Here is a 25,432-nt window from a genome sequence, read left to right as displayed (position 1 = left end):
CAATATGTAGTTGCGTGTCAAGAAAAAAAGACTATATATTGTGCTTTAACCCGAATCACACAAGAGCGCCATGCAGCTTGACCAGAATCCGTTTTTTAGAAAAACCATAACCCCTTGGTATGATTCCAATCTTGCCTGCTGGGGTCTGATCTGGTCCATGGTGCTGGTTTTCTGTTTTGGCGTGGGCGGGGTGATTGTGGCGAATAATGATCCGGCTCTTGGCCCCCATATATGGTTTCCGTTGCTGCTGGCAGGACTTTCAGGTTTTCTGGTTGTTAAAGTGTATGGGCGGTTAAACAACAGAATCAACAACGAGTGAGTTATTCTAAGATGTTTCCCACCACCTCTAAAAGATGATGAACAATCTGTGCCGTAACCCCCCATATCACCACATCTTTATATGGATAGATCAGTTCCATGACACTGGGTCTGTGGCCGGTATAACCTCTTTTCCGATGGGTCTGCCAGAGCGTATCAAACGGAATTTCAAGGGTCCTTGAAATTTCCTGGGTATCAAAAACAATGTCGTCTTTCCGGTTCCAGATACCTGTAAACGCCTGGATGTCCCGATTTTTCAAGGTCTGAAAATGGCCCAGCGATCCGATATACTGCACATTGTCAGAAACAATGCCTGTTTCTTCGTAAAGCTCACGAAAGGCCGCATGTCTGGCCGAAGCATCTGTTTTTTCCACATGCCCGCCGGGAAAAGCCATCTGGTTGCGCCAGGCATATCCTTCCCGGTCCGCTTTCTGGATAAAAAGCAGGGCAGGTTCCCGGTTGAAAAGAAAAAGCGCCATCACGGATGTGGGCTTAAACAGGTCCGGGTCCGGGGCCGGCGGATGGGAGGCCGAAACAATAGCACAATTAATTTTTTCAATATATGAAGGGGTGTTCATGAACCGTCCTAATTGAGTGTTTGAACGAAAAGTCACCCAAATGCGGCGTTGCAGAAAAATTTGCATCCGGACAATTTTTCGTTCAAACCCTGGCGTTTCATTCAGGCACTAGTAAAAATGCGCATGAATTAAACCTACAATCTTAATCGGCCCTTGTCAAACCGGGTCTTTTTGAATTTTAATCCGTTGTCTTGACAATCCGATTTTTGCGACAATTATTAGTTAAAAAATTTGATTTTAACCTAACCTGTTAAGTTATTAGGAGTTACAATGGCAGAAAAAGAAACCAGACAATTTAAAACCGAAGTCCAGCAGCTTTTACATCTGATTATCCACTCTCTTTATTCCAACCAAGAGATTTTTATCCGGGAGTTGATTTCAAATGCCTCGGATGCCATTGACAAGGCCAGGTTCACGGAGCAGACAGAACCGGATCTGTTTGCCGATGACAATGATTACCATATCCGCCTGGCCGCGGACAAGGAAGCCAAGACCTTCACCATCACGGATAACGGCATCGGCATGACCTTTGACGAGGTCAATGATAATATCGGCACCATTGCCCAGTCCGGTACTGCCGCGTTTATGGAAGCCCTGGAAAAATCAAAAAATGAAACAAGCCTGTCCCCGGAACTGATTGGCCAGTTTGGCGTGGGTTTTTATTCTGCCTTTATCGTGGCAGACAGGGTGCGTCTGGACACCAAAGCCCCGGGTCAGGAAAAGGGGGTACGGTGGGAATCCGACGGCAAGGGCGAATATACCCTTGAAGAGATAGACAAGGAAAAACGGGGGACACAAATCACCCTGTTTCTTAAAGACCCGGAAGAGGGGGGCCAGGATTTCACCGAAGAGTACACCATCCGCCACATCGTTAAAAAGCATTCCGACTTTGTAACCTACCCCATCATCATGAACGTGGAGGCCTCCGAGCCCATTCCTGAAAATGAGATTATCAAAGACAAGGACGGCAAGCCCATCGGGGACACCTATCGGAAAGTCAGAAAAGACGAGACCCTGAACTCCATGAAGGCCATCTGGGCCAAAGCCAAGGATGATGTTACCGAAGAGGAACACAAGGAGTTTTATAAACACATTTCCCATAACTGGGATGACCCCTGTGAAATTATTCACAAAAAGTTCGAAGGGGTGACCGAGTATGATGTACTGATGTATCTTCCTTCCAAGGCTCCCTTTGACATGTTCCGGCCGGAACGTAAACACGGTATGCAGCTTTACTGCAAACGCGTTTTCATCATGGATGACTGCAAGGAGCTTTTGCCCGAGTACCTGGGCTTTGTCCAGGGTATTGTGGATGCACCGGACCTGAATCTTAATGTCAGCCGCGAGATTCTCCAGGAAGACCGTCTGGTCAGAAACATCCGCAAGAACCTGGTCAAACAGATTTTTTCCGTACTCGAAGAGATGGAAGATGAGAAATATATTAAATTCTACGAAGAGTTCGGCCAGGCCCTCAAGGCCGGTATCCCCAGCGATTACGATAACAAGGAACGGCTGGCATCACTTCTGCGGTACAAAACTACCAAGTCCGGTGATAAATATGTGACCCTTGACCAGTACATTGAAAATATGAAAGAGGACCAGAAAGAGATTTACTACATCACGGGTGAAAATCTGGCCTCTCTTCTCAACTCTCCTTTGCTTGAGGCGCTCAAGGCAAAGGATTACGAAGTCCTTCTCATGGTGGATCCCATTGATGAATGGGTGACCCAGTCCCTGCCCGAGTACAAGGAAAAGAAACTGAAAAGCGCTGAAAAAGGCGATCTTGATCTGGAAAAGGTGGATGACGAGAAGAAAAACGCGTATTCTGCCCTGCTCTCTTTTCTTAAAGGCAAGCTGGAAAGCAAGGTCAAGGATGTGGTGGTCTCCAACCGGCTCAAGGACTCTGTTTCCTGCCTGACAGGCGACGAGTGGGCCATGAGCGCTTACATGCAGAAAATTCTGAAAGCTTCGGGCCAGAAAGCCCCGGATCAGAAACGTGCCCTGGAAGTCAATGTCAGCCATCCGGTCATGGAAAAAATCAAGTCCGTGTTTGAAGCCGATACTACAAATCCCGTACTTACGGACTATTGCGACCTGCTTTATGATATTGCCGTAATTTCCGAAGGAGGCAAGCTTGATAATCCGGCACGGTTTTCCGCGCTTGTGGGGGATCTCATGGCAAAGTCCATATGAAAATCTACCTTGAAAGCCTGGGTTGCTCCAGAAACCAGGTGGACAGCGAGATCATGCTTGGCCGGCTGACCGCAGCCGGCCACCAGGTCATAACAGACCCGGCCCAGGCTGAAGCCATCATCATCAATACCTGCGGGTTTATTTCAATCGCCTCCCAGGAGGCGGTTGATGTTATTCTGGAGATGGCGGAATTCAAAACAGCCGGTGCATGCCGGCGGCTGGTTGTCACCGGCTGTCTTGTCCAGCGGTATAAGGACGACCCGGATCTTCTGGACAGCCTGCCGGAAGTGGATGCTTTTTTAGGCACCGCAGCCTGTGACCACATTGTTAACGCCGTGGAAAATGATGGAAAAGTACCGTTTACCCTGTTTCCCGAGCCTGACTCCCGGCAGGTGGACATCCCTGTGCAGACCCGGGAACTTTTTTATGAAAAAACCGCCTACATCAAGGCGTCCGAAGGGTGCAGCCGCCACTGCACCTATTGCATTATTCCCAATCTGCGGGGACGCCAGCGTTCCCGGCCCGTTGCGCTGATCTGCGAGGAAGCCTGTGCCCTTCTGGACAAGGGGGTTAAAGAGATTATTATCACCGCGGAAAACACGACGGATTACGGCCTGGATCTGGACGGGCCAGCCTTTCATACGGTTCTTGAAAAAACTGCGGAAAAAATGGCTCAAAAAGATTCGTCTGCCTGGCTTCGATTCCTGTATACCCACCCGTGTACCCTTGATAAACGGGTCATTAAAGCGGTGCAACGCCATGCCAACATCTGTTCATATTATGATGTGCCCATCCAGCATGCCCATGATGAGGTCCTGAAACGCATGGGCCGTCCTTACACCCGGCAGGATCTTACCCGGCTTTTTTCCGACATCCGATGCCTGGACCCGGACGCCGCGTTAAGGACTACCGTAATCGTGGGGTTTCCCGGAGAAACAGACCCGCAGTTCAAAGAACTTTTGGCATTTATACAGGAAATTGAATTTGACCACCTCGGCGTATTCACCTATTCCGACTCCCAGGACCTGCCCTCCCACAAGTTAAGCAATCATATCCCCGAAGACCTAGCGGAACTGCGGCATGACACCATTATGGCAGCCCAGGCAAAAATTTCCGAAAAACGTAATGCCCGGCATGTGGGCCGTGTCTATCCGGTCCTTGTGGAAGAAAATCCTGAAAAGGGCGTATACATCGGCAGAACCCCGTTCCAGGCCCCGGAAGTTGACGGAATGACATTTATTTATTCAGATGGACTGGACACAGGCAGTCTGGTTCAGGTAAAAATAACCGACGCATTTGAATATGATATTGCCGGGGAGATGGTGTGACAAAAAATATAAAAAAAGAGATTATTTCACTGGCAGGCCCTGACCTTTTGCTGGTGGAACAGGCCCTTGAAGCCAATTTGACCCCTAATCTGGATCTGGTCAGGCAGGTGGCGGGCCATCTGCTGTTTGCCGGCGGCAAACGGCTGCGGCCGCTGCTCATGATCCATGCGGCCCGCATATGCGGGTTTCAGACCGGACAGGAAATCGAATTTTCCACTATTTTTGAGTATCTTCATGCAGCTACCCTGCTCCATGATGATGTGGTGGACGGCTCTGACACACGCCGGGGCAAACCCTGCGCCCACACCCTGTGGGATGCGCCGACTGTGGTGCTCACAGGGGATTTTCTTCTGGCCACAGCGCTTGTTATTGCCGCAAGAACAAAATCCCCCCGGGTCATTGAAGTGATCGCTCAAATCACAGCAGACATGTCCCAGGGCGAAATTCTCCAGATGGAAAAAAAGGGAAATCCGGACCTCACAGAAGCGCAGTATAATGAAATTATAGAACGCAAGACAGCTGTTCTGATCCAGGGGGCCTGCCGCACCGGGGCCATTGTGGCCAAGGCCGGCCAAGCCCAAGAATCAGCCCTTAAAAGTTACGGCTGGCACCTGGGCATGGCCTTTCAGATGGCGGACGACCTTCTGGACTATACTGCCACAGCCGACCAACTGGGTAAAAACCCCGGAGCTGATATGCGTGAAGGAAAGCTGACATTGCCCCTGATTTACAGCCTTGAAACCGCTGATGCCCCGGACCGCGAATGGATGCTGGCTGCCATGGCCCGGACGCAGTTTAATCCGGAAGAATTTCAAGGCCTTAAAGAGCGCCTGACCCGTCTGGGCGGTATTGAATATACAAACAATCGGGCTTTTTCCCATGTTCAGTCAGCCCGGACCGCTCTGGATATTTTTCCAGAATCCGCCTCAAAACATCTGCTGGAACTGATTGCTGATTATTCTATCCTCAGAAAGGTATGACCATGATACCCAAAATACGATTTTTGTTGACTGCATTTATCATTGCGATTTTTTGTTTTCCCTTGGCCAGGGCAATGGCAGCCCGGCAGGATAGTGTCCACATTACCACAGGCCAGCATAAAATAAGCGACCAGGATACGTCAGGTGCCCAAAAGGCTGCCGTGAGAGATGCCCTGGAAAAGGCTGTTCAAAGTGCATTTGCCACGATGGTATCCCCGCAGAAACTGGGCGAAAATCTTGACTTTATTTATGACCGGCTTCTTGCCAATACCATGGATTTTGTCTCCTCTTACCGGGTCATCAATGGCATGGTCCACAACGGGGTATATCTTGTGGGCGTGGAATCAAAGATCAGCCTGGAAATTATGGAGAAACGACTGTGTGATGCCGGCATCTTTAACCCGGTCCGGAACAATCCAAAAGTTCTCGTACTCATTGCAGAACAGGGACCCGAAGATACGCATCCCCGGTGCTGGTGGTGGCAGCCGGAAGGCCAACCCTATGCCTCTGTTGCGGAAAAAAGCCTGGAAGCCGTATTTGAGCAGGCCCGTATCCCGTTGGTGGTTACAGGAAGTCATTATCCCGACCCTGCTGCCTACAATGTTGTATTTTCTGCCATGGATGACCAGACAGCTGCCATGGCCCTGGGGCAGGCCCTTAAGGCCGACATGGTCGTCCTTGGGACGGCATTGGCCCAGGAGTCCGCCAACCGGATGGAAAATGAAAAAACCTTTGAGGCTGATGTTTCATTTACAGTGCTGGATATGGCTTCCCAGAAAGGGGTGATCCATACCACCTCCACGGCCACGGCCAAAAGCATAGATACCCGGGGTGCAGGCCAGGCACTTGTCCAGGCCGCAGAAACCGCTGGGCAGGCATTGACGGAAAAAATTGAAGGGTTCTGGGCCCAGGCCATGAAAGAGAAAAGAACTTTTGATCTTTATGTGGAGGGAGACACTTTTCTGGCCCGGTTCATTGCCCTGAAACGTCAGCTCAAAGATATCAGAGAGATTGAAGATATTTCGCCCCGTGAGCTTGGATCTTCCCATGCCATTATGGAGGTCAGCTACAAAGGCACCCCTGCAGAGTTTGCCAATGCCGTGATGCTGAGGACCTTTGAAGAATTCGGCATTGAAGTTTCAATGGTCTCTGATAATGCGGTGAAAATAAGATTTGTGGCATCCCCGAACAGCAACGTTGCCCCGCAGTCACCCCAGGATGGTCTAAACGTTATTACCCCGCAGCCGGACACATCTTTCCAGGGATCAGCCAACAGCACGACCGGCCAGGGAATTGTTCAGGAAATACCGCAAGAATAGCGCCAATATTCTTGACATAATTTCACAGATCTGTTAAAAGCCATCTAAGTTTAATGGCGCGTAACTCAGTTGGTAGAGTGCTACCTCGACACGGTAGAAGTCAGCGGTTCAAGTCCGCTCGTGCCAACCATAAAAATTAAGGGCTTACGGTTGTTTTTCGTAAGTCCTTTTTGATTTTTACGACCCAATGCAACCCATCACCGACTTAAAATCGACTCTTCCAACCTCTCCATATATCCCTTATGGCAAATAAGATATAAGTGACGCTGAAAACAAGGGGGCACAATGACTGAGCATGTGTTTGACACGCTATTGAAAAATTATACGGATCTGATTATACGGGTGGATGAACACATCCAAAGGCTTGCCCGGGTCCATAAAGACCGGCTTGCCTGCAAAAAAGGGTGTGATCTGTGTTGCCGACACCTGTCTTTGTTTCCGGTTGAAGCATTTGCTTTGTCACGGGCCTTCAGTCGCCTGGATGCCCCCTGCCGGGAAAAAATTTTGAAGCAGGCAGAACAGGCCGATCGCCAATGTCCCCTGCTTGTGGACCATATCTGCATGGTTTATGAGGCCCGTCCCATCATCTGCAGGACACACGGATACCCCCTGTACATGGAAAAAGAGGGCAGGGCCCTGGTGGATTTCTGTCCGAAAAATTTCAAGGGTATAAAAAAACTGGACAGGTCTGATATGCTGGATCTTGACCGGATGAATACCCTTTTAACCGCTGTAAACAACCATTTTATTACCTGCTTTGAAGACGGGCTTCCCGGGCGGATACCTGTGGATCAGGCCCTGGAATTATACCAGGACCTTGAATTATCCTGACCCCACCGGTCCTAACGTGAAGGTATCTCCACAAGCCTGCTGGCCGGGACCAGCCGGACTTTGTTCTCTAGCTTAGGAAGTTCGCGTTTCAGCGCATCAAGGGTGGCCTGGTGAGGATGGCCGATACCGATGGCGCTGCCATGGGCCTGGGCCTGCTTGATAAGTTTTTCGATCTGGCCTGAAATGTATTCAACATCCTGGAAATTATCCAGAAACACATCCCTGTGGGAAAATTTAAGCTGAAATATACGGGCGGACTGCTCTCCTTTGGATTCAGGAGATGTCCTGGAATCAATAAAAAACAGATTGTTTTTTTTGAGTACCGTGAAAATCTGGTTCATTTTGTCTGAATCCGCCGTGAGTCTGGAACCCATGTGGTTGTTTGCTCCCACCGTGCCGGGAACCGCATGGATGTCCTTTCGAAGCTGGGCCAAAAGCTCATCCGGGGACATGGAAGACAATAACGCCCCTGGCCCGGGGTTGACCTTGGGGTACTGGGTCGGTTCCATGGGAAGATGCAGCATCAGTTCCGCCCCTTTTGCCGACAGACTGTGGGCAAGCTGGGTTCCGGCAGGAGAAAAGGGCAGAATGGAAAAGGTAATATTCTTATCTATGTTGAACAGACCCACGGCCAGATTTTTGTCATATCCGATATCATCAATGATAATGGCAATCTGGGGCATAACGTTATTTTTTGGGGGCGGCACAATCTTTTTAGGAGGTGTGGGCGTTACATCATCATACACTTCATAGACAATTTTAGAGTCCTTTTTGAGCACGGGTGTCCCGGTCATACCGCTTTTGCCTGGAGTATGCTCTTTTTCTTTAAGGCCTTCGACTCTGGTTATGTTTTTCGGTTCAATGGCCGACTGGTCCTTTATTGCCGGGGGCAGGGGCTTTGGGCGGGGTGCCGTCGCCGGGGCCGGAACCTGCGGCTGGGTCACCGGGGGCTCTTTTCTGTCCGTTGTCTGGACTTCCGGGGCTACGGAACGACCAGCGTTAACAAAAATATCAATCAGCATGGCCGCTGTCAAACAGACCGCTACAAGAATGGCAATGCCCAGAATCGTTTTTTTCAACTCATGGAGAACCCCGGGACTTTTTTTCTTACCAGGTCTCTTTGCTCCGGTCTTTCTAGCCGTTCCCGATTTTGTTCTCGTGCTCGTCTTTTTGGCGGCTTTGGGTGCTTTTGGGGAGGCAGGAGCTTTTTTGCCCTGGTTTTTTTTTGTACCGCCTGTGGATTTAGTTGGTGCCATTTATTTTACTGAACACACCATAGCTGATGAGAATATCAAGTGCGCGCTTTACCTGGATATCTTTATTAAGTTTTTCAATTTCAGCATCTTTTTGGGTTTTTTTCTTATTTTTAGCCTCTTCTTCGGGTTTAAGGCTGTTTTTTAAATCTTTTTCTTTGAGTATCAGGTCAAAGGCAGAATCATCTTTGGGGGCTTGCTCTACGGTTCCCGGCTCCACCCGGATGTCCGGCTGGATACCCTTGGCCTGGATGGAATGACCGCTGGGCGTGTAGTACCGGGCAATGGTATATTTAAGCCCGAATCCGTCTTTGTTAAGTGGCCGCACGGTCTGGACCGACCCTTTACCAAAGGATGTTGTGCCTAGGATCAGGGACCGGGAATTGTCTTTAAGGGCTCCTGCCACAATTTCGGAAGCTGACGCAGAACCGCCGTTGATAAGCGTGACAATCGGGTAGTTGCGTTCCGGGAAATTGGGATGGGCCTTGAATTCCTGGTTGTTTTTTTTAATGCGTCCCTTAATGGAAACGATAATTCCCTTGTCTATAAACAGATCGGAAATTCGGATCGCCTGATCCAGCAGCCCTCCCGGATTGTCCCTAAGGTCAATGATCAGGCCTTTAAGGCCGTTTTCCTGCTTCTCCAGTTCTGACAACTGTTCTACCACATCATCCAGGGTGTTCATTCTGAAATTGGTGATTCTTAAATACCCGAAACCCGGTGCCGGTATGGCCGAACGCACACTGGTCATGGGGATCATGTCCCGCTTGAGCGTAAAGACCAGGGGGGCTGGTGCCCCTTCCCGGATGATTGTTATTGTAACCTGCTCATACCGTGGCCCTCTCATTTTTTTTACCGATTCCCACATGGCTATATCCTTGGTGGATACATCATCAATTTTGACAATGATGTCCCCGGCGGTGATGCCGGCCTCGTAGGCAGGGGTGCCTTCAATGGGGGAGACAACAGTAAGAATGCCGTCTTTCATGGTAATGACAATGCCGATACCGGAAAACTCCCCTTTCGTATCATCCTGCAGATCCTCAAAGGCATCAGGGGGCATGAAGCTGGAATGGGGATCAAGATTGCCCACCATACCCATTATGGCATTGCGTACCAGCTCTTCGGGCTTGACCTCGTCCACATAGTTATTTTCAAGTTCTTCCAGGACGTCGGCAAACAGTTTTAAGGCTTCATAGGTTTTTTCTTCAGCTCCATACACTGAACCCGCAGTCAGCATCAGAATCACAGCAGCAGTCATCCAGAACTGTATCAATTCGACCCAATTCGTTTTTTTCATTTGTCATGCTCCTTTTTCCAGCCATTTGAGGGGGTCGACGGGTTTGCCATGGTGACGGACCTCAAAATGAAGGCACGGGCCTTTGATGGAGCCGGTGTCTCCTGCCGTGCCGATAACTTCTCCAGTGTCCACCCGCTCGCCCTTTTTTTTGTACAGCTCTTCCACATGGGCGTAAAGGGTATAATAATTGTTTCCATGGTTGATGATCATCAGGTTTCCGTATCCCTTGAGCCACTGGGCAAACATGACTTCACCGCTGAAAACGTTTTTCACGGGCGTACCCCGTTCCGCCTTTATATCAATTCCGGTTTGAAATGTGAAGGCGTTGTAGTCGTCTTTGCGTTTGGTGCCAAATTTTGAAAGAATTATACCCTTTACCGGAGGCTTGAGGCGGCCTTTCTGTTCGGCAAAGGTGGTTTTCACACAAAAGGAACCGGCCGGAGGCTCCATGGCGGATATGGTCTGGTCCAGGGCCCTGGCCGATGCTTCAAGGGAGTCCATGGCTGCCAGGGACAGGCGCTTGCGGCGCCTGATATCCATAAGGATTTCTTCCTTTTTAAGGGTCTCTTTTTTACGGATTTCAATCTCATAGGCCAATTCTTCCTGCAGGCCTGATTTCAGCTTGTGCTGACTGTTCAAATCCTGTTCAAGCTTGCTGAGTTCATTCATGTCCCGGGCCTGTTTATCCAGCAGGGCAAAATCCGATGTTACCACTTTTTTAAGCGCATTCTGGGTGATGACAAAATTAAACAGAGACGACGGGGGGCCGACCATTTCAAGGCGGCCCATCATATGCATGCGGAAAAGGGCATTCAGGCGTTTTCCGGCATAGTCCCGAGTGCTTTCCATTGATTTGTTCAGGTTTGCAATGCGCGCCTGTGTTTTTTCAATTTCCTGGGAAATGGCAATGGCATCGCGCCTGAGGTCCCGGGCGTTTATCCGTGCCCGGTTCAGGGCCATATCAATTTCGTTAAGTCCGTCAAGAATCAGCATCTCCTGCTGGGAGAATTCTTTGACTTTCTGGTTCTCTTCACGGATTTGCCTTGCAATGGCCTCTTGTCCGGCTTGATCTGTTCCGGTCGTCTCCTTCTGGAACTCCGGCTTGTTTTTTATGATGTTGTCCGGCGTTTTTGCTGGCGGAGTAGTCGTTGGTGGCGGGTTCTGCTTTTGCTTTGGATGCGAAGACACCGGTTTTAAAAGAATATAGCGGCTCCGGTTTCTGATATATCCTGTCAACCCCTTGTACTCTATCGTCAGCCAGCCGCCGACGCCACCTTTCATTTCCAGGACATCAACCCGTTCGCCTTTGTTGAGAACCACCACCACTGGAGAGCTGTTATCCGGCCCGGAGCGGATATTGAGCTTGGCTGCATTGATTTTGCCCTTATACAGGACTTGTGCGCAACACAGATCTGCCAGGCCAAAAATGACGGCAACAGCCGTAATACAGGCAAAAAAGAAAGGCCTTATTTTAAAATCTGTTTCAAGGAAATGAAACATCCGAACCAACCTAAAAAGGTACTGGAAAATAAAATTATTGCCACGGCCTGCCAGGAAAGAAAATGAATATCCAGATAAACATAGGCGTCCAGGTTCCTGGAAATGCCGGAAGACAGTGTCAGATATCCTGCTAAAAGGATGATCATGCCCAGAACCCCGCCTATAAATCCCTGGAGGAGCCCTTCAACGTAAAAAGGGGTTTTGATAAATCCGTCCGTGGCACCCACCAGGCGCATGATTTCCACTTCGGTCTGCCTGGCATAAAAGGCCAGGCGTACAGTATTGGCCGTAATGAACAAGGCAATCATTAAAAACAGACCACTCATGGCATACCCGGTCATTTTGAAAAGATTGAACAGCTTGAGGAAGCGGCCCAGCCATCCCTGTCCGTACTCTACGGTATCCACAATGTCCAAGGCCTCAATCCGGGCGGCTGCCTTTTGAATCTGCTCAAAGCTTGAATGGGCGGTCATGGTAATCTCAATGGCGTCGGGGAGGGGATTTTCCTGAAGCGTCGACAGAAACTGGATTTTTGATCCCATCTCTTTTTTCAGCCGTTCCAGGGCCTGGGTTTTGGGTATAAATACCATTTTCTCAATGCTGCCCATGGAGATAAGTTGTTCTTTTACATTGGGCAGCATGGCCGGGGTGAAAGAATCGCTTAAGTAAACCATGGCCCGTCCGCCATGATTCCACGCAGAAAGGATCCGGCTGGCGTTTTCAAAAAAAAGAATGAAAACCGATACCAGAAGAATGGAAAGGGCAATGGTCATGATGGTGATTATGTTTAAAAATCGGTTGGACCGGATATCTGTCCTGACTTTATTTAAAAATCGCATCATATCGCAATCGAATTTTTCTTCAGCATAGAATGGTTGATATCCCTTTAAGCGTTCCGTCTTCCAGGATGATATTTCGTCCTTTACTAAACCGGTTCATCTGCTCTATGTTATGGCTGGCCATGAGAATGGTGGCCCCGTTTTGATGATATCCTAAAAGCAGATCAAGCACACGCTGGGCAGATTCTCTGTCCAGGCTGCCTGTGGGTTCATCTGCAAGGATAATGGATGGTTCGCCCACCACCGCCCTTGCCACCGCCACCCGCTGCTGTTCTCCGCCCGACAGGGGCTGCGGCAGGTGATTGGCTTTTTTTTCCATGCCCGTGACCCTGAGCACGTGCATTACCTTTTTTTTGATGTAGGACGGTTTTTCTCCGGCAACCCTGAGTACCAGGGCAACATTTTCAAACACGGTGCGGTTGGGGATCAGCTTGAAATCCTGGAACACCATGCCGAAACGGCGCCGCAGAAAAGGCAGTTTTGCCGATGAAATCCGTGCCAGATTCATGCCGTCAATCAGAATCTGTCCTTCGGACACCCGTTCGGCCAGGTATAAAACTTTGAGCAAGGTGGATTTGCCGGCCCCGGAAGGCCCGGAAATAAAAATGAACTCACCGGGCTCGATATCCAGGGTGATGTCGTTTAAGGCCAGCTTGCCGCCGTAGCGCTTGGTCACATTAAACAGCCTGATAATATTAGCTTTTCCGCTATTGGCCCTCATCTGGGATTTGCCTTGTGGTCTTTTAGGGATAATTGACTGCCATTGAATTTACTGATATAAACCGCCTGTGTCAAGGAGTGCTGAAAACAGTTTTTCTTACACAAAGCCTTCACTGAACCCGTAAACCGGCTTCTTCCAAATCAGTGAAGGCTTAAAAATTTTACACCTGCTTAATATTTTGACGTCTATGGGTATTTTGCTGCAAACTTAAGTTTGCTTTTCAGAAAGAGGAGAGGAAATCCCCCTAGGATAGGAATAGATGAATGATTCTTTTTGACTCCCATTGCCATATTAATGATAAATGCTATGATAATGATCTGGCCCAGGTCATGGATAGATCCCGCCAGGAGGGGGGCCTGGCCGTGATGGTGGTCGGAATTGACAGGACCACCTCCCAAAAGGCCATAGATATCGCATCCCGGTTCGATCATGTTTATACGTCTGTGGGGGTTCATCCCCATGATGCGGTTCAGTGTTCTGCCCAGGTGCTCAATGAACTTCGACACCTGGCCCTGACCCATGACTGCGTCAAGGCCTGGGGGGAAGCCGGGCTGGATTTCAACCGCATGTTTTCACCACAGGAAGACCAGGAAGCTTGTTTTTCGGCCCAGCTTGCCCTGGCCGGGAACCTGGACCTGCCGCTGATTTTCCATGAACGGGATTCCAGGGGGCGGTTTTATGAGATCGTGAAATCAGACGGACCCAAGTCCAGAAAAGGAGTGGTTCACTGTTTTTCCGGCACAAAAGAAGAGATGTTTAATTACCTTGATTTAGGATATTATATCGGCATTACTGGTATTCTTACCATTCTCCAGCGAGGGGAGTACCTGCGCAGCATTGTCCCTTTGATTCCCCGGGACCGGCTGCTCATAGAGACCGACGCCCCGTATTTGACGCCCAAGCCTCAGAAAAACAAATACCGGCGCAACGAACCCGCGTTTGTCCGGTCCGTGATGGATTGTCTTGCCCGGGTGCGCGGAGAAGACCCGGACCAGCTGGCCTCTGCCGTGTTTAGAAATACCCTAGACCTTTATAATATCCCGGCAGACCCAGACTGGCCGGATAAATAGAGTCTGAGCAGATATCGGTGTTTGAGCGAAAAGTTGCCCAGATGCAGATTTTTTTGCAACGCCGCAGATGGGTGACTTTTCGTTTAAATAAGATTATTTTTTTTCCATCAGCTTTGTCACTGCCTGGGCCAGCCCATCCAGGGACAATTCATACATGGGAAAAATCTTGGAAATGGCCAGGATGGTGTGGGTATAGCCCCACATGGTTTCTGATACCGGGTTAAGCCAGACTGCACCCCGGAAGGTCTGGGCCAGAAACCGGAGCTGTTCAATGCTGGGGCGCCCGCTGCGCTCCGTAATATGGATGGACCCGTCGTGTGCCATGAGTTCATAGGGTGCCATGCTGGCATCCCCCACAATAATGAGTCTGGTTTCCGGATCCAGCCGGGAAAAGTCCATTATTCTCTTGGGTTTTTTATACCGGGACGGGTCTTCCCATACATAATCATAGATGGTGTTGTGGAAAAAGTAGGTTTTCACTTCCTTGAACTGGGCCCGGGCATAGTTGAAAAGCGTCTGGACGACCTGGATATAGGGATCCATGGACCACCCGCCGTTGTCAATGGCAAGGATGACCTTGAGCCTGTCCTTCATGGCCCGGTTAAAGATCAATTCTATTTCCCCACCGTTGCGAAGGGTCGCCCGGATGGTTTCATCCACATTAATCACGTCCTTGGGACCTGCCGGAATCATATTGCGAAGACATTTCAACGCCTCTCCGATTTTTGCCTGGGTCAGCGGGCCCCGGGTGGAATAATCCTTGTATCTGCGTTCATTGGCCACTTTTACCGCAGATTTGTTTCTGGATTCGCCGCCCACACGCATGCCGCCGGGGTGATATCCGGAATGGCCCACAGGTGACGTGCCGCCGGTGCCGATCCACTTATTTCCGCCGTCATGGCGGCCGTCCTGATCCTTGAGCCGTTTTTTGAAATAGTCAATGAGCTCATCCGGGGTCAGTTTTTTTAAGGTGGCTTCATCCACGCCCAGGGCATTGGCCATCTTTTTGGGGTTTTTCAGCCATTCATCCAGCATGGCCTGTGCCATCTGGTCGATTTCAAATCCCGCATCCTCGGGCAGGGGCACCCCGTCAAAGTGATAGGCAAACACCTGGTCATAAAGATCAAAGTACCGTTCGCTTTTCACGAGCACAGCCCGGGCACAGGTGTAAAAATCGTCCAGACTGGTGATCAGGCCTTGGTAAAGAGCCTTCTGCAGGGTCAGAAAAGATGTTGGGGAAACAGGCACGCCGACATCCTTCAATGTATAGAAGAACTTGAGAAACATGGATACGTCCTTAGAACCGTTTGCGCCGGCCAATCATGTTTTGGGTTCGTTCATAGTCCGGGCTTTTTTTGAACAGCACCCCTAAAAACGGCATGCTGCCCTTGAGAAGGTCCCCGGCCCTGAAGTCGGGGTCTGCCTGAAGGGCCCGTATCCAGTTGATCAGTTCCCGGGTAGCTGGCTTTTTCTCTATTCCGTCAATGTCCCTGACCGCATAGAATGCGTTAATGGCGTTTTCTGCCAGTTTTGAATCAATGGCCGGGAAATGAATCTGGATAATCTTGCGCATCATTTTGGGTTCCGGGAACGCAATGTGGTGGAAATTACACCGTCCGAGAAAGGGATCGGACAGATCTTTTTTGGCGTTGGATGTGATGATGATCACAGGTCTGTGGATGGCAGATATGGTTCTGTCGGTTTCAATGATATCAAACTGCATCTGGTCCAGGACATCGAGCATATCATCCTGGAAGTCCGTATCTGCTTTGTCAATCTCATCAATGAGGAGTACGGTCCGTTTTTCTGCGCAGAATGCCTGGCCGATTTTTCCCATCTTTATATATTCGTCAATATTGCTGACATCCCGGGTGGAATCCCCGAACCGGGAATCGTTGAGGCGGGTCAGGGTGTCATACTGGTACAGGGCCTCCACAAGTTTCATGCTGGATTTTACATTGAGAATAATCAGCGGCATGTCCAGGGTGTCGGCAATGGCATGGGCCAGCATGGTTTTGCCCGTACCAGGCTCCCCTTTTAGGAGCAAGGGCATTTCAAGGGTCATGGATATGTTGACAATGGATGAAAGTTCAGGGTCAAGTACATATTTATGAGCCCCTTGGAACCGTGCGTCTTGATGCTTTGTCATTGGGTTCTCCGTTATGTCGGGTTTGTTGAAAAGCATAAACTTCAGCTGGTTGGTTAGCAGGCTCAGTTTTTAGAGTCAATGGTTAATCTATTCTTTCATCAAGGTTTTGTCGGTTGAGGGAAAAAGGAAATACCACCGGGGCAAGGTCTGCATATAATTAAAATGCAAATGGTTTATTACAAAACTGAAACATTACGACAAGTTTACATAAATCCTTAATGATTGACTTCGTACAGGTTAAATGCTAATGACCTGATTTAATAAATGTTGTGCTAACGCCATGAACAAAACGAGGAGCTTGAATCATGATTGGTGGTATAGGAATGCCGGAGTTGATAATAATCCTGGTGATTATCCTTATTATATTCGGCGCGGGCAAGCTGCCTGAAATCGGTGCCGGTTTAGGAAAAGGCATTAAGAATTTCAAGAAGGCAACAAGTGAGCCCATTGATGACGGCAAGGAAAAAGAGCCTGAAAAAATAGATAAAAATTAGTGGTGTTTGTTCACCGCTGTTTTTTAGTTTTTCCACAGCCAAGCACACCATGTGCCTGGCTGATTATCCATGCTTTTTCAACGATTCGACATATCATATATCCGTCTGCCGATTTTTAGCCCCTACCCAGGAGATGGTTACAAAAAAGTAATATACCCCGTTTTCAAGCAAACATTATTGTAATAAATTTTGTTCTTTCCTTTGGTTCGCAGGCTTCGGCCGCATGTGTGCTTTATAACCTGTTGAAAATAAAAGACTGGCACATCCATTGCAATGATCACAACAAGTAATGAAGATCGTTTTAGGGTATTGGACGGGCAGTATGAGAGAGATATTCTGCCGGAAACAGGGCATATATTAAAAGGTCAAAAATCAAGATATCAAACAGATATGGACAGTCCTGAAGCCAAATTATTAATTGAACAGAGACAAGCGCTGGTAGATAACTACCTCCAGGGACAAGAAACCAATTTCCTGGAAAAAATGACCACCCGTCTTGATGAATACTTTTATAGGGTATTTGAGAAGAGTATTGCTGCCAGGAAAATGGTTATCTCGGGCAGTCCTTTTGCCATCATTGCCCTGGGGGGATACGGAAGGAAAGAGCAGTGTATTCATTCCGATATTGATCTGCTCATCCTTTTTGATAAATCCATTCCGCCGGATGTGGAGGCCTTTGTCCAGGAACTTTTGTACCCCTTATGGGACGCAAGGTTTGAAGTCGGGTATGCGGTCCGGAACGTCAACGAATGTATTAAAATGTCCTTTGAGCGCTTTGATATTCTGACCACAGTGCTTGATGCCAGGTTTATCTGCGGTGCCTCCCTGATATATTCCGCATTCATGGAAAAATTCAGACAGCAGTTAGCCTCAAAACACTTAAAGCCCACACTCAATTATTTGTACGAGAACGGAGAAAAGCGCCTGGCGGATTTCGGGGACTCTTCTTACCTGGTTTCCCCTGATTTAAAATCAGGATTTGGCGGTTTACGGGATTACCACACCCTGCTGTGGTACGCCAAAATTAAATCCAATATTAAATTCCGCCGGGATCTGGAATATTACGGGTTTCTTTCCCATTTTGAATACGAAAATCTGGAAGATGCGTTAACCTATATCTGGGATGTGCGCAACCGCCTGCACTATATCAGTCAACGCAAAAACGATACCCTGCATTTTGAACACCAGGCAGAAGTGGCTGGTTTGATGGATTGTGCGGATATGTCGGGTTTGCCCCAGGTGGAGGTTTTCTTGGGTGAGCTGCATGAGAAAATGGATTTTTTAAAGCAGATTTACCAGATCACTTTTGAAGATATCGTATCCACCTGCCGGGTTAAAAAAGACGCTGTTGCCGCACAACCCACCAAAACGGATGGTCTGGTCGTAAAAAAACGCCGGCTTTGCTTTGCCAACACCGTTTCAATTCTTCAGCACCCTGATTTACTGCTTCGCATTTTTCTTGAAAGTGGTCAGACCCGGATACCCCTATCCGTTGAGGCCAGGCGAATCGCATCGGAATTCCGCCACCTTGTGGATGATGATGTCCGCACGGATCCCGGATGCGTTAAAATTTTCAAGCGGATTCTGGGCCTGTCCCTGTGGAAATTCAATGTACTCAATGTCATGCTGTCCACCGGCATCCTGGCGCAGTTTATTCCGGAATTCTTGCCGTTAGTACACAAAATTCAGTACAATCAGTACCACCTGTTCCCTGTGGACAAGCATTCCATCCGCTGCGTACAGATCCTCAACAATTTCAAGGATCCCGGCGACACGATGATGGGAACCCTTTATAACTCTGTGTTCAAGGAGATCAGGAATAAAAATGTTTTGCTTGTGGCAGGCCTTCTCCATGACATCGGTAAATCCGACCCTGCCAAGGAGCACTCCCGCAGGGGGGCCAGAATAGCCGGACCTGTTGTAGACCGTCTCGGATTCAGTCCTGCGGAAAAAGAAGACATTCTTTTTCTCATTGAAAACCATTTGTTTTTGGCAAAAACCGCCACCCGCCGGGATATTTTTGATGAGGAAACAGCGGTTTACACAGCGCATAAGATAGGAAAAATCCGGTTGTTGCGCATGCTTTTCCTGATCACGGTGGCAGATTCCAAGGCCACCGGACCCAAGGCCTGGAACGACTGGACGGAAAATTTGATCAAGGACCTGTTTTTTAAAACCATGAGCATCATCAAAACAGGGGAGCTGGCGTCCAAGAAAACCCAGCGTCTGATTGAAAAAAAGAAAAAAGATGTTCTGGCCCTGCTGCGGGAAAGCTGGCGGGAAGAAGAGGTTACCCGGCAGTTGTCCGTCATGTCCCGGCGCTACCTGCTTTATGTACCGCCCCAGAACATCGTGGATCATATTAATTTATTCAGAAATCTTGGAGACCGGGAATATATCTGGCAGATCACAAAGGCAAATGAGTCAGATATGAGAACCGTTTCCATTTGCGGCAAGGACAAGCCCGGGTTCTACTCCAAGCTTTCCGGCGTCTTTTTCCAGAATAATATTGATATTGTCGGATCCCAGGCCTATTTTCTGGGCGACAGCCATTTTTTGGATATCTTCAATGTCCGTCCGCCCCAGGACCGTCTCTTTGAAAAGGAAAAATGGGAAAAGGCCGGACAGGATTTGAGCATGGCCCTTGAAGAGGACCATTACCTGGACAGCGTACTTGAGAAAATTCCCACTGAAGTGACCATATCCAGCGGAGGCAGGCCTGAACCCAATCAGGTCCGCATAGATAATGAGACATCCAGCTTTTTTACGATTATTGAAGTTTTAACTTATGATTTCCCAGGACTCTTGTTTGCCGTCACCAATACCTTGTACCGGGCCGGCATCAATGTCAATGTCGCCATGGTCACCACCAAGGTGGACCAGGTGATGGACGTTTTTTACGTTCGGGATATTGAAGGGGACCAGAAAATAGAATCAGAAGAGAAATTGAACCAGATAAAAACCGCTATTATTAACCGTCTTCCACAGATACAGTCAAAGGAGGTTATGAATGAAAAAAATTGAGGCGATTATTAAACCCTTTAAGCTGGACGATGTCAAAGAGGCCTTGAGCGAAATCGGCATCTACGGCATGACCGTTACAGAAGTTAATGGATACGGTCGGCAGAAAGGACATAAAGAAATCTACCGAGGCGCTGAATATGTTGTTGATTTTGTTCCGAAAATAAAGCTTGAGATTGTTGTGGTCGACGACCGACTTGACGAAACCGTGGAAACCATCCGGTCTGCAACCAACAGTGGTAAAATCGGAGATGGTAAAATTTTTGTGCTGCCGGTTGAACAGGCTATCCGGGTCAGAACCGGTGAAAGCGGAGATGATGCAATTTAAATGACAGGGCGCTTTTGCGCCCCATGACAAAGCACCCAAATACAGGGGTAACCCATAATATTTTTTATAGAAAGGGATAGAAATGACACCAAAAGACGTATTGGCAATGGCAAAGGAAAACGATGTTAAAGTCGTTGACATCCGCTACATGGACTTCATCGGCACCTGGCAGCACTTCAGTGTGCCTGTATCGGAACTGACAGAAGCTTCCTTTGAAGACGGGTTCGGATTTGACGGTTCTTCCATGAGAGCATGGCAAAACATTGATAACTCCGATATGAATGTAATTCCTGAAGCAGGTACGGCAAAAATAGATCCGTTTTTCAAAGTACCGACCCTGGTTGTTCTCGGCAACATCCATGACCCCATCACCGGCGAAGGTTACTCCAGGGACCCCCGCGGCATTGCCAAAAGAACGGAAGCCTATATCAAGAGCACCGGCATCGGCGACACCATTTTTGTCGGCCCCGAGCCAGAGTTCTTTATCTTTTCCAACATCCGTTACTCTTCTGATCCCCATGCTTCCTTTTTTGAAATTGATTCCCGGGAAGCATACTGGAACACTGGTGACGGTTCCGAACCCAACCTTGGCTACAAAATCAAACCCAAGCACGGCTACTTCCCCCTGCCGCCCACAGACACCTACCAGGACATGAGAACCGAGATGATGCTGACCCTGCAGGATCTGGGTATTGACATGGAATGCCAGCATCACGAGGTTGCTACAGCCGGACAGTCTGAGATTGATCTTCGGTTTGACTCCCTGCTGAATATGGGTGACAAGCTTGCCTGGTTCAAATATGTATTGAGAAATGTGGCTGCAAAATACGGACATTGCGTTACCTTTATGCCCAAGCCCCTTTATGGTGACAATGGTACCGGCATGCACACCCACATGAGTTTCTGGAAAGACGGCGATCCCACATTTGCCGGCAACAAATATGCGGGTATGTCCGATAACGCCCTGTGGGCCATCGGCGGCATCATGAAACATTGCAAAGCGCTGTGCGCCATCACCAACCCCACCACCAACTCCTACAAACGTCTGGTGCCCGGTTTTGAGGCGCCCATTAAACTGGCTTACTCCAGCCGGAACCGTTCTGCTGCCATCCGTCTGCCCATGTACTCAGGATCCCCCAAGGCAAAACGCCTTGAATTCCGTACCCCTGACCCTAGTGCCAACGGTTATATGGCATTCTCCGCCATTGCCATGGCCATGCTTGACGGTATCCAGAACAAAATGGATCCGGGTGATCCCATGGATAAAAACATCTATGATCTGCCGCCTGAAGAACTGGCTGCCATTCCGTCCGCACCAGGCTGCCTTGAAGAAGCCCTTGAAGCCCTTAAATCAGATAATGAATTTTTACTCAAGGGTGATGTTTTCACCAAGGACGTTATTGACTACTGGGTTGACTACAAAATGGAAAACGAAGTTAAACCGGTTATCAGCCGTCCGCATCCCCATGAATTCTATCTGTACTTTGATATTTAAAAAAAAGATATTTAGAAAACCAGCCTCCTGTTGGGGATTGATCTGACAAACGAGCCTGGGAAGCCTTGACTGTTTCCCAGGCTCGTTTTTTTTTGTTTTATCTGCCTGTCTGCACCGGGTCTTGGTGTCTGCACTTTTTTAATGCAATCAAAAATAAAATACGCTATATAAACATTAGCGAAACAGACTCTGGAACCCAAAATGTCCTGCCTCAAACTATTACAGCAAGGGAGCAGATACGCAAATATGAAAAATTCCGACTTATCCACGCAATGCATCCTGAAAATTGTTGTGACAGTAATTATCAGTTTTTTTGTTAATTTCTGCTACGCCCAGCAGGCTGCTGGGCCGGATAACACTGAACAGGCCAATGAATTTGACTCCCTTACCCTGCGGCTTATCCAGGATGGCTTTGATCCGGAAAAGACCAAATCTCTGTTTGCCAATAAAACGGTTATTTTTGATCCCGGCGGTGTTTCTCTATTTTTCATCCATTCGGAATCCAGTCTTGACTATGACCAGTTTTCTTCCCGGAAATCCATCGCCAATGCCCAAAAGTACATGGTCACGCATAAGGAGAGCCTTGATAAAGCCCAGGAAGAATTCTCAGTGGACAAAACCATTATTACAGCTATCCTTCTGGTGGAAACCCGCCTGGGCGCGTACCTTGGCAAACGCACGGTGATAAACACCCTGTCCACCATGGCAGCGCTTACCAACAAATCTCTTGCCGAAAGGGTTTGGCGGGCTATTGCAAATAGTAAAAAACCTGACCGGGCTAATTTTGATAAAAAGGTGGATCAGAAAAGCAGGTGGGGATATGATGAGCTTAAGGCATTGATCCGCTATGCCAATCGCGAAGGTCTCGACCCGGTTAGTATTAGAGGGTCTTACGCTGGAGCGATGGGTATTCCTCAGTTCACGCCTTCCAACGCTCTGAAACTGGCAAGAGACGGCAATAAGGACGGACGTGTAGATGTGTTTGACCACGATGACGCCATTTTTTCCGTAGCCAACTATTTAAAACACCACGGCTGGAAATCAGGCCTCGGTCGTCAGCGCCAGCATGAAGTTCTGTTTCAGTACAACCATTCCAACTATTATGTTGATGCACTGCTCAAAATTTCAGATAAGTTAAAATAGCGGCAAATGTCTGCCCCGCAACAAAAAAAAGAAAGACCAGCAGCAGTTGGTTTATAAAACATCGGAAAAAAATTAAATGACACCCAAAGAACTTCTTTTATATGTCCTTCTCATTGTCGGACTCTCTTTTGTCCTGACCATGCTTGCCCTGATAGACCTGTTAAAAAAAGATTTCCCCACACCAAAAGAAAAATTTATTTGGCACCTTGTGGCGATTGTTCCGGTCATTGGCTGGCTTTTTTATTTTGGCCTGGGATCTAAAAAGGGCACTCGTAAAAACTTTGATTCATAATAAAGACTCATGGGTGCCCCATAGGCTTAAGATGCTTTGATTTTAATTTTTATTGACTTTTACCCCCAACTATTATAGATAATTCCACTCAAGATGATTTATGGTCCCATCGTCTAGCGGTTAGGACGCTGGCCTCTCACGCCGGAAACCCGGGTTCGATTCCCGGTGGGATCACCACTAATACAAAGGCTTTCAGAATTTTCTGAGAGCTTTTTTTATTGGTGGATACAAAATCCGGATACAAAAAACTTTCGCACTATCTTACTAAGCTCTTTTTGTTTTGAATGGAATAACTGTTCTTGGACCACTCAAACCTTTTTCAAGCGCATCCCTGGTTGCCTCAAGCCCAAGAGATTTCAAGTATCTATTTGTTGTTGTCGGACTTTTATGCCTTAAAATGGACTGAATCACGGACACATCATATCCTTTATGATATAGAATGCTTGCTGTCAGGTGTCTGATAGCATGAAAACCAAAAATTTTAACACCAGCCCTTTTACAAAGTTTTTTCATAAAATGTTGCCGGTTTTTATATGGCTTCCCAAAATATGCCTCACAAAAATTTTCTGTATTTAAGCAGATAAAGACGTATGATGATTCCTTGACAGGTCTTTGCAGCCACCATTCCGATAGGACCATTCTTAGTTCAGAGGTCATAGGCAGCCAATCAAACTCTTTGGTTCCACCTTTCCTCTTGCTTGTCCAGATCCGAATCAGACTATTTTCAAAATCAATATCCTCCCATGTCAGATTAAACACTTCTTTTCTCCGGGCGGCCAGATGGAGGAAGGTCAGCAACATCACTTGATCTTGCCCTTTTGTCTCACTATATATTTTCCAGAAATCCCTTTCTGGTGGTACATACCTGGGAGAACGCTTTTCGGGAAATTTATCAACCAATTTAAACGGATTTTGGGTCTCCAGGGGAAAACCGCTGATATATTTTCGACCCCACTCCCAACCGGCTGCAAGATTTTTTCTGTCCTTATTTGCGGCATTCCCGGACCGATTGTTTGCCTGTTCCATTAGATATTTCATCGCCACACCCGGCGTTATACTATCTGGGCTTAAATCAGCATCCATTCCTTTAAAAAGTCCGGCAAAAGCACCTTTCTTTTCTTTGTATGTTTTTAATGAAAAATTGCTTTGGGAATAATCCAAATATTCCCCAGCCCAATCAAGCAGTGTCAAGCAATCCGTGACGATCTGTTCGGTTTCTAACTTCTCTTTTTCCTCCTTTTCCCATAAAACTGCTTCCCGAAAGACTTCCTTTGAATTGTCTGGGAACAATTTGTCCTTTCTTTGGCCGTTGACCATCACTGTGGCCCGCCACCTCTTCTTTCCTCTTTTCGTTATTAAACTGGGCATCAATCTTTCTCCTGATTAATTTTTCGAAAAATCTGTATTTACCGGGAGAAACTTCGATACCACCCCACCTGTTTGAATACTTAATCACAGTTCGCCGGTCAACCCCAAGGAATGTTGCAAGCTCCTCCGGTTTAATCGCTCGACCATAATCTTGCTCAAGTGTGGCGTGGCTCATTAGTTTATGATCCTTCATCCCTTTTTCAGCAGAAATGTTAATATTATGCAATTTGTTATAATTCCGAGACATAAGAAGGGTTCAAAGGCTTGTTCCTATTATGGCCAGCAGATCCTTTTATCATATTTTATCCTCGAAGTGTGGTTACGATCCTATTGATTATTTCCTCTTTTTTGACAAACGGCCTTTGGCATAATCCGAATAGCAACAATGCAGATAGGTGTTGTAATCAATTTTGCCTGCCATGTATTCATGCTCAAATTCCGTTATGCTGCTTTTGCCGTTTTTCTTTACCAGCCGGTAAAGGTGGTTTTTTAATTCTCGTGGGTTCATTTGATTCATTCTTTCTTAAGTGGTGGCCGGGTATCCTGATGAATTGATCAGGATAATAATCAGAAAATGCCCGGGGTAGGCCACATAATAAAAGTATTTTTGGATCATTCTTGGCAAAGGAATGGTGGTCCTGGAGTACATGAGAAAGACAGCAGCAGGACCGAACAAAACATAGGGGGCTCCGGATAAATAATACACCAGGAGATAAAAGGCGGTCATAGCGCCCAGGAGGTGGACCGGCCGATGGTGCAAAAAATAAATGGCAAAGACTATGAAAATATAGATCGAAACGACGTTGGCCAAAGCGAGAAGCAGAGTCAAATAAAATGCCTGAAAGCCGTACCGTTCATAAAGGACAAGGATAATCAAACCGAAAAGCAGGGTGTAGAGATCATTGAGTCTAT

At 47.9% G+C, this 25,432-nt stretch carries 23 protein-coding genes, 2 tRNA genes and 1 pseudogene; 15 read left to right on the top strand and 11 right to left on the bottom strand.

The features are described from left to right. Positions 1–70: 70 nt before the first annotated feature. Positions 71–319: a hypothetical protein gene (locus Q366_RS14030; protein WP_035240091.1), complete on the top strand. Its 249-nt coding sequence runs from the start codon at positions 71–73 to the stop codon at positions 317–319. Between the two features lies 1 nt (position 320). Here Q366_RS14030 and Q366_RS14025 read toward each other — a convergent pair whose 3' ends face one another. Further along, complete coding sequence (locus Q366_RS14025; RefSeq protein WP_035240089.1) at positions 321–896, bottom strand: NUDIX hydrolase; 576 nt, start codon at positions 894–896, stop codon at positions 321–323. Between the two features lie 270 nt (positions 897–1,166). Here Q366_RS14025 and htpG point away from each other — a divergent pair, with 270 nt between their 5' ends. The 6 genes from htpG to Q366_RS13995 all read left to right on the top strand — a co-directional run bounded on the left by htpG (position 1,167) and on the right by Q366_RS13995 (position 7,547). Continuing rightward, entirely contained in the window at positions 1,167–3,089 is a 1,923-nt protein-coding gene (gene htpG, locus Q366_RS14020) for a molecular chaperone HtpG (RefSeq protein ID WP_035240087.1), read from the top strand. Next, complete coding sequence (gene rimO / locus Q366_RS14015; RefSeq protein ID WP_035240085.1) at positions 3,086–4,417, top strand: 30S ribosomal protein S12 methylthiotransferase RimO; 1,332 nt, start codon at positions 3,086–3,088, stop codon at positions 4,415–4,417. The genes htpG and rimO overlap by 4 nt, the downstream gene beginning before the upstream one ends. Continuing rightward, positions 4,414–5,397, top strand: a complete 984-nt coding sequence (locus Q366_RS14010) for a polyprenyl synthetase family protein (protein ID WP_035240083.1) — start codon at positions 4,414–4,416, stop codon at positions 5,395–5,397. The genes rimO and Q366_RS14010 overlap by 4 nt, the downstream gene beginning before the upstream one ends. Before the next feature lie 2 nt (positions 5,398–5,399). Next, entirely contained in the window at positions 5,400–6,716 is a 1,317-nt protein-coding gene (locus Q366_RS14005; RefSeq protein ID WP_084691837.1) for a hypothetical protein, read from the top strand. Positions 6,717–6,770: 54 nt separating this feature from the next. Then, positions 6,771–6,846, top strand: a tRNA-Val gene (locus tag Q366_RS14000). A gap of 155 nt (positions 6,847–7,001) precedes the next feature. Beyond that, positions 7,002–7,547 (top strand): YkgJ family cysteine cluster protein, encoded by a 546-nt coding sequence (locus Q366_RS13995; RefSeq protein WP_035240079.1) that lies wholly within the window; start codon positions 7,002–7,004, stop codon positions 7,545–7,547. A gap of 11 nt (positions 7,548–7,558) precedes the next feature. Here the strand turns inward: Q366_RS13995 and Q366_RS13990 are convergent, their stop codons facing one another. From Q366_RS13990 to ftsE, 5 genes are read right to left on the bottom strand one after another with little or no spacing between them, the layout of a single operon-like run. Further along, positions 7,559–8,803 (bottom strand): divergent polysaccharide deacetylase family protein, encoded by a 1,245-nt coding sequence (locus tag Q366_RS13990; protein ID WP_035240077.1) that lies wholly within the window; start codon positions 8,801–8,803, stop codon positions 7,559–7,561. Then, positions 8,790–10,100 carry a S41 family peptidase gene (locus tag Q366_RS13985; protein WP_035240075.1) on the bottom strand — a complete coding sequence of 437 codons (1,311 nt, stop codon included), beginning with the start codon at positions 10,098–10,100 and terminating at the stop codon, positions 8,790–8,792. Before Q366_RS13985 ends, Q366_RS13990 begins: the two co-directional genes overlap by 14 nt. A 3-nt stretch (positions 10,101–10,103) precedes the next feature. Further along, positions 10,104–11,600 carry a peptidoglycan DD-metalloendopeptidase family protein gene (locus tag Q366_RS13980; RefSeq protein ID WP_035240074.1) on the bottom strand — a complete coding sequence of 499 codons (1,497 nt, stop codon included), beginning with the start codon at positions 11,598–11,600 and terminating at the stop codon, positions 10,104–10,106. After that, entirely contained in the window at positions 11,567–12,442 is an 876-nt protein-coding gene (gene ftsX, locus Q366_RS13975) for a permease-like cell division protein FtsX (protein WP_035240072.1), read from the bottom strand. Before ftsX ends, Q366_RS13980 begins: the two co-directional genes overlap by 34 nt. A gap of 19 nt (positions 12,443–12,461) precedes the next feature. Then, a complete protein-coding gene (ftsE, locus tag Q366_RS13970) occupies positions 12,462–13,160 on the bottom strand; it encodes a cell division ATP-binding protein FtsE (protein WP_035240070.1) in 699 nt (232 codons plus the stop codon). Positions 13,161–13,423: 263 nt separating this feature from the next. On the opposite strand from ftsE, the gene Q366_RS13965 reads away from it, so the two are divergent. Further along, positions 13,424–14,230: a TatD family hydrolase gene (locus Q366_RS13965; protein WP_035240068.1), complete on the top strand. Its 807-nt coding sequence runs from the start codon at positions 13,424–13,426 to the stop codon at positions 14,228–14,230. A gap of 93 nt (positions 14,231–14,323) precedes the next feature. Here Q366_RS13965 and Q366_RS13960 read toward each other — a convergent pair whose 3' ends face one another. Together Q366_RS13960 and Q366_RS13955 are read right to left on the bottom strand one after the other, a co-directional pair. Then, positions 14,324–15,517, bottom strand: a complete 1,194-nt coding sequence (locus Q366_RS13960) for a vWA domain-containing protein (protein ID WP_035240065.1) — start codon at positions 15,515–15,517, stop codon at positions 14,324–14,326. Between the two features lie 10 nt (positions 15,518–15,527). After that, positions 15,528–16,379, bottom strand: coding sequence for an AAA family ATPase (locus Q366_RS13955; protein ID WP_035240062.1), 852 nt, complete (start codon positions 16,377–16,379; stop codon positions 15,528–15,530). A 305-nt stretch (positions 16,380–16,684) separates the two neighbouring features. Between Q366_RS13955 and tatA the strand changes: the two genes are divergently transcribed. The 7 genes from tatA to Q366_RS13920 all read left to right on the top strand — a co-directional run bounded on the left by tatA (position 16,685) and on the right by Q366_RS13920 (position 23,329). After that, on the top strand, positions 16,685–16,873 hold the full coding sequence (gene tatA / locus Q366_RS13950; RefSeq protein ID WP_211251902.1) for a twin-arginine translocase TatA/TatE family subunit: 189 nt from the start codon (positions 16,685–16,687) through the stop codon (positions 16,871–16,873). 390 nt (positions 16,874–17,263) lie between these two features. Then, entirely contained in the window at positions 17,264–19,897 is a 2,634-nt protein-coding gene (glnD, locus tag Q366_RS13945) for a [protein-PII] uridylyltransferase (protein ID WP_035240144.1), read from the top strand. Beyond that, positions 19,884–20,222, top strand: coding sequence for a P-II family nitrogen regulator (locus Q366_RS13940; RefSeq protein ID WP_035240060.1), 339 nt, complete (start codon positions 19,884–19,886; stop codon positions 20,220–20,222). The genes glnD and Q366_RS13940 overlap by 14 nt, the downstream gene beginning before the upstream one ends. Before the next feature lie 82 nt (positions 20,223–20,304). After that, positions 20,305–21,717, top strand: coding sequence for a type I glutamate--ammonia ligase (glnA, locus tag Q366_RS13935; protein WP_035240058.1), 1,413 nt, complete (start codon positions 20,305–20,307; stop codon positions 21,715–21,717). A 246-nt stretch (positions 21,718–21,963) separates the two neighbouring features. Then, complete coding sequence (locus Q366_RS13930; RefSeq protein WP_035240056.1) at positions 21,964–22,860, top strand: lytic murein transglycosylase; 897 nt, start codon at positions 21,964–21,966, stop codon at positions 22,858–22,860. A gap of 76 nt (positions 22,861–22,936) precedes the next feature. After that, a complete protein-coding gene (locus tag Q366_RS13925) occupies positions 22,937–23,152 on the top strand; it encodes a PLDc N-terminal domain-containing protein (protein WP_035240054.1) in 216 nt (71 codons plus the stop codon). Positions 23,153–23,254: 102 nt separating this feature from the next. Beyond that, positions 23,255–23,329: transfer RNA gene (locus Q366_RS13920), tRNA-Glu, on the top strand. A gap of 87 nt (positions 23,330–23,416) precedes the next feature. On the opposite strand, the gene Q366_RS13915 is transcribed toward Q366_RS13920, so the two are convergent. From Q366_RS13915 to Q366_RS21595, 3 genes and pseudogenes are all read right to left on the bottom strand, one after another. After that, the gene (locus tag Q366_RS13915) at positions 23,417–24,343 is read right to left on the bottom strand and encodes a tyrosine-type recombinase/integrase (RefSeq protein ID WP_211251901.1); all 927 of its coding nucleotides are present in this window, start codon (positions 24,341–24,343) and stop codon (positions 23,417–23,419) included. Beyond that, the gene (locus tag Q366_RS21760) at positions 24,330–24,695 is read right to left on the bottom strand and encodes a hypothetical protein (RefSeq protein ID WP_211251900.1); all 366 of its coding nucleotides are present in this window, start codon (positions 24,693–24,695) and stop codon (positions 24,330–24,332) included. The genes Q366_RS13915 and Q366_RS21760 overlap by 14 nt, the downstream gene beginning before the upstream one ends. Positions 24,696–25,043: 348 nt before the next feature. Further along, positions 25,044–25,432, bottom strand: a pseudogene (locus tag Q366_RS21595) (TraX family protein); the annotation flags it as partial.

Source organism: Desulfobacter vibrioformis DSM 8776 (assembly GCF_000745975.1).
GTDB classification, from domain to species: Bacteria; Desulfobacterota; Desulfobacteria; order Desulfobacterales; family Desulfobacteraceae; genus Desulfobacter; species Desulfobacter vibrioformis.
This window is presented reverse-complemented; position numbering and strand designations above follow the sequence as displayed.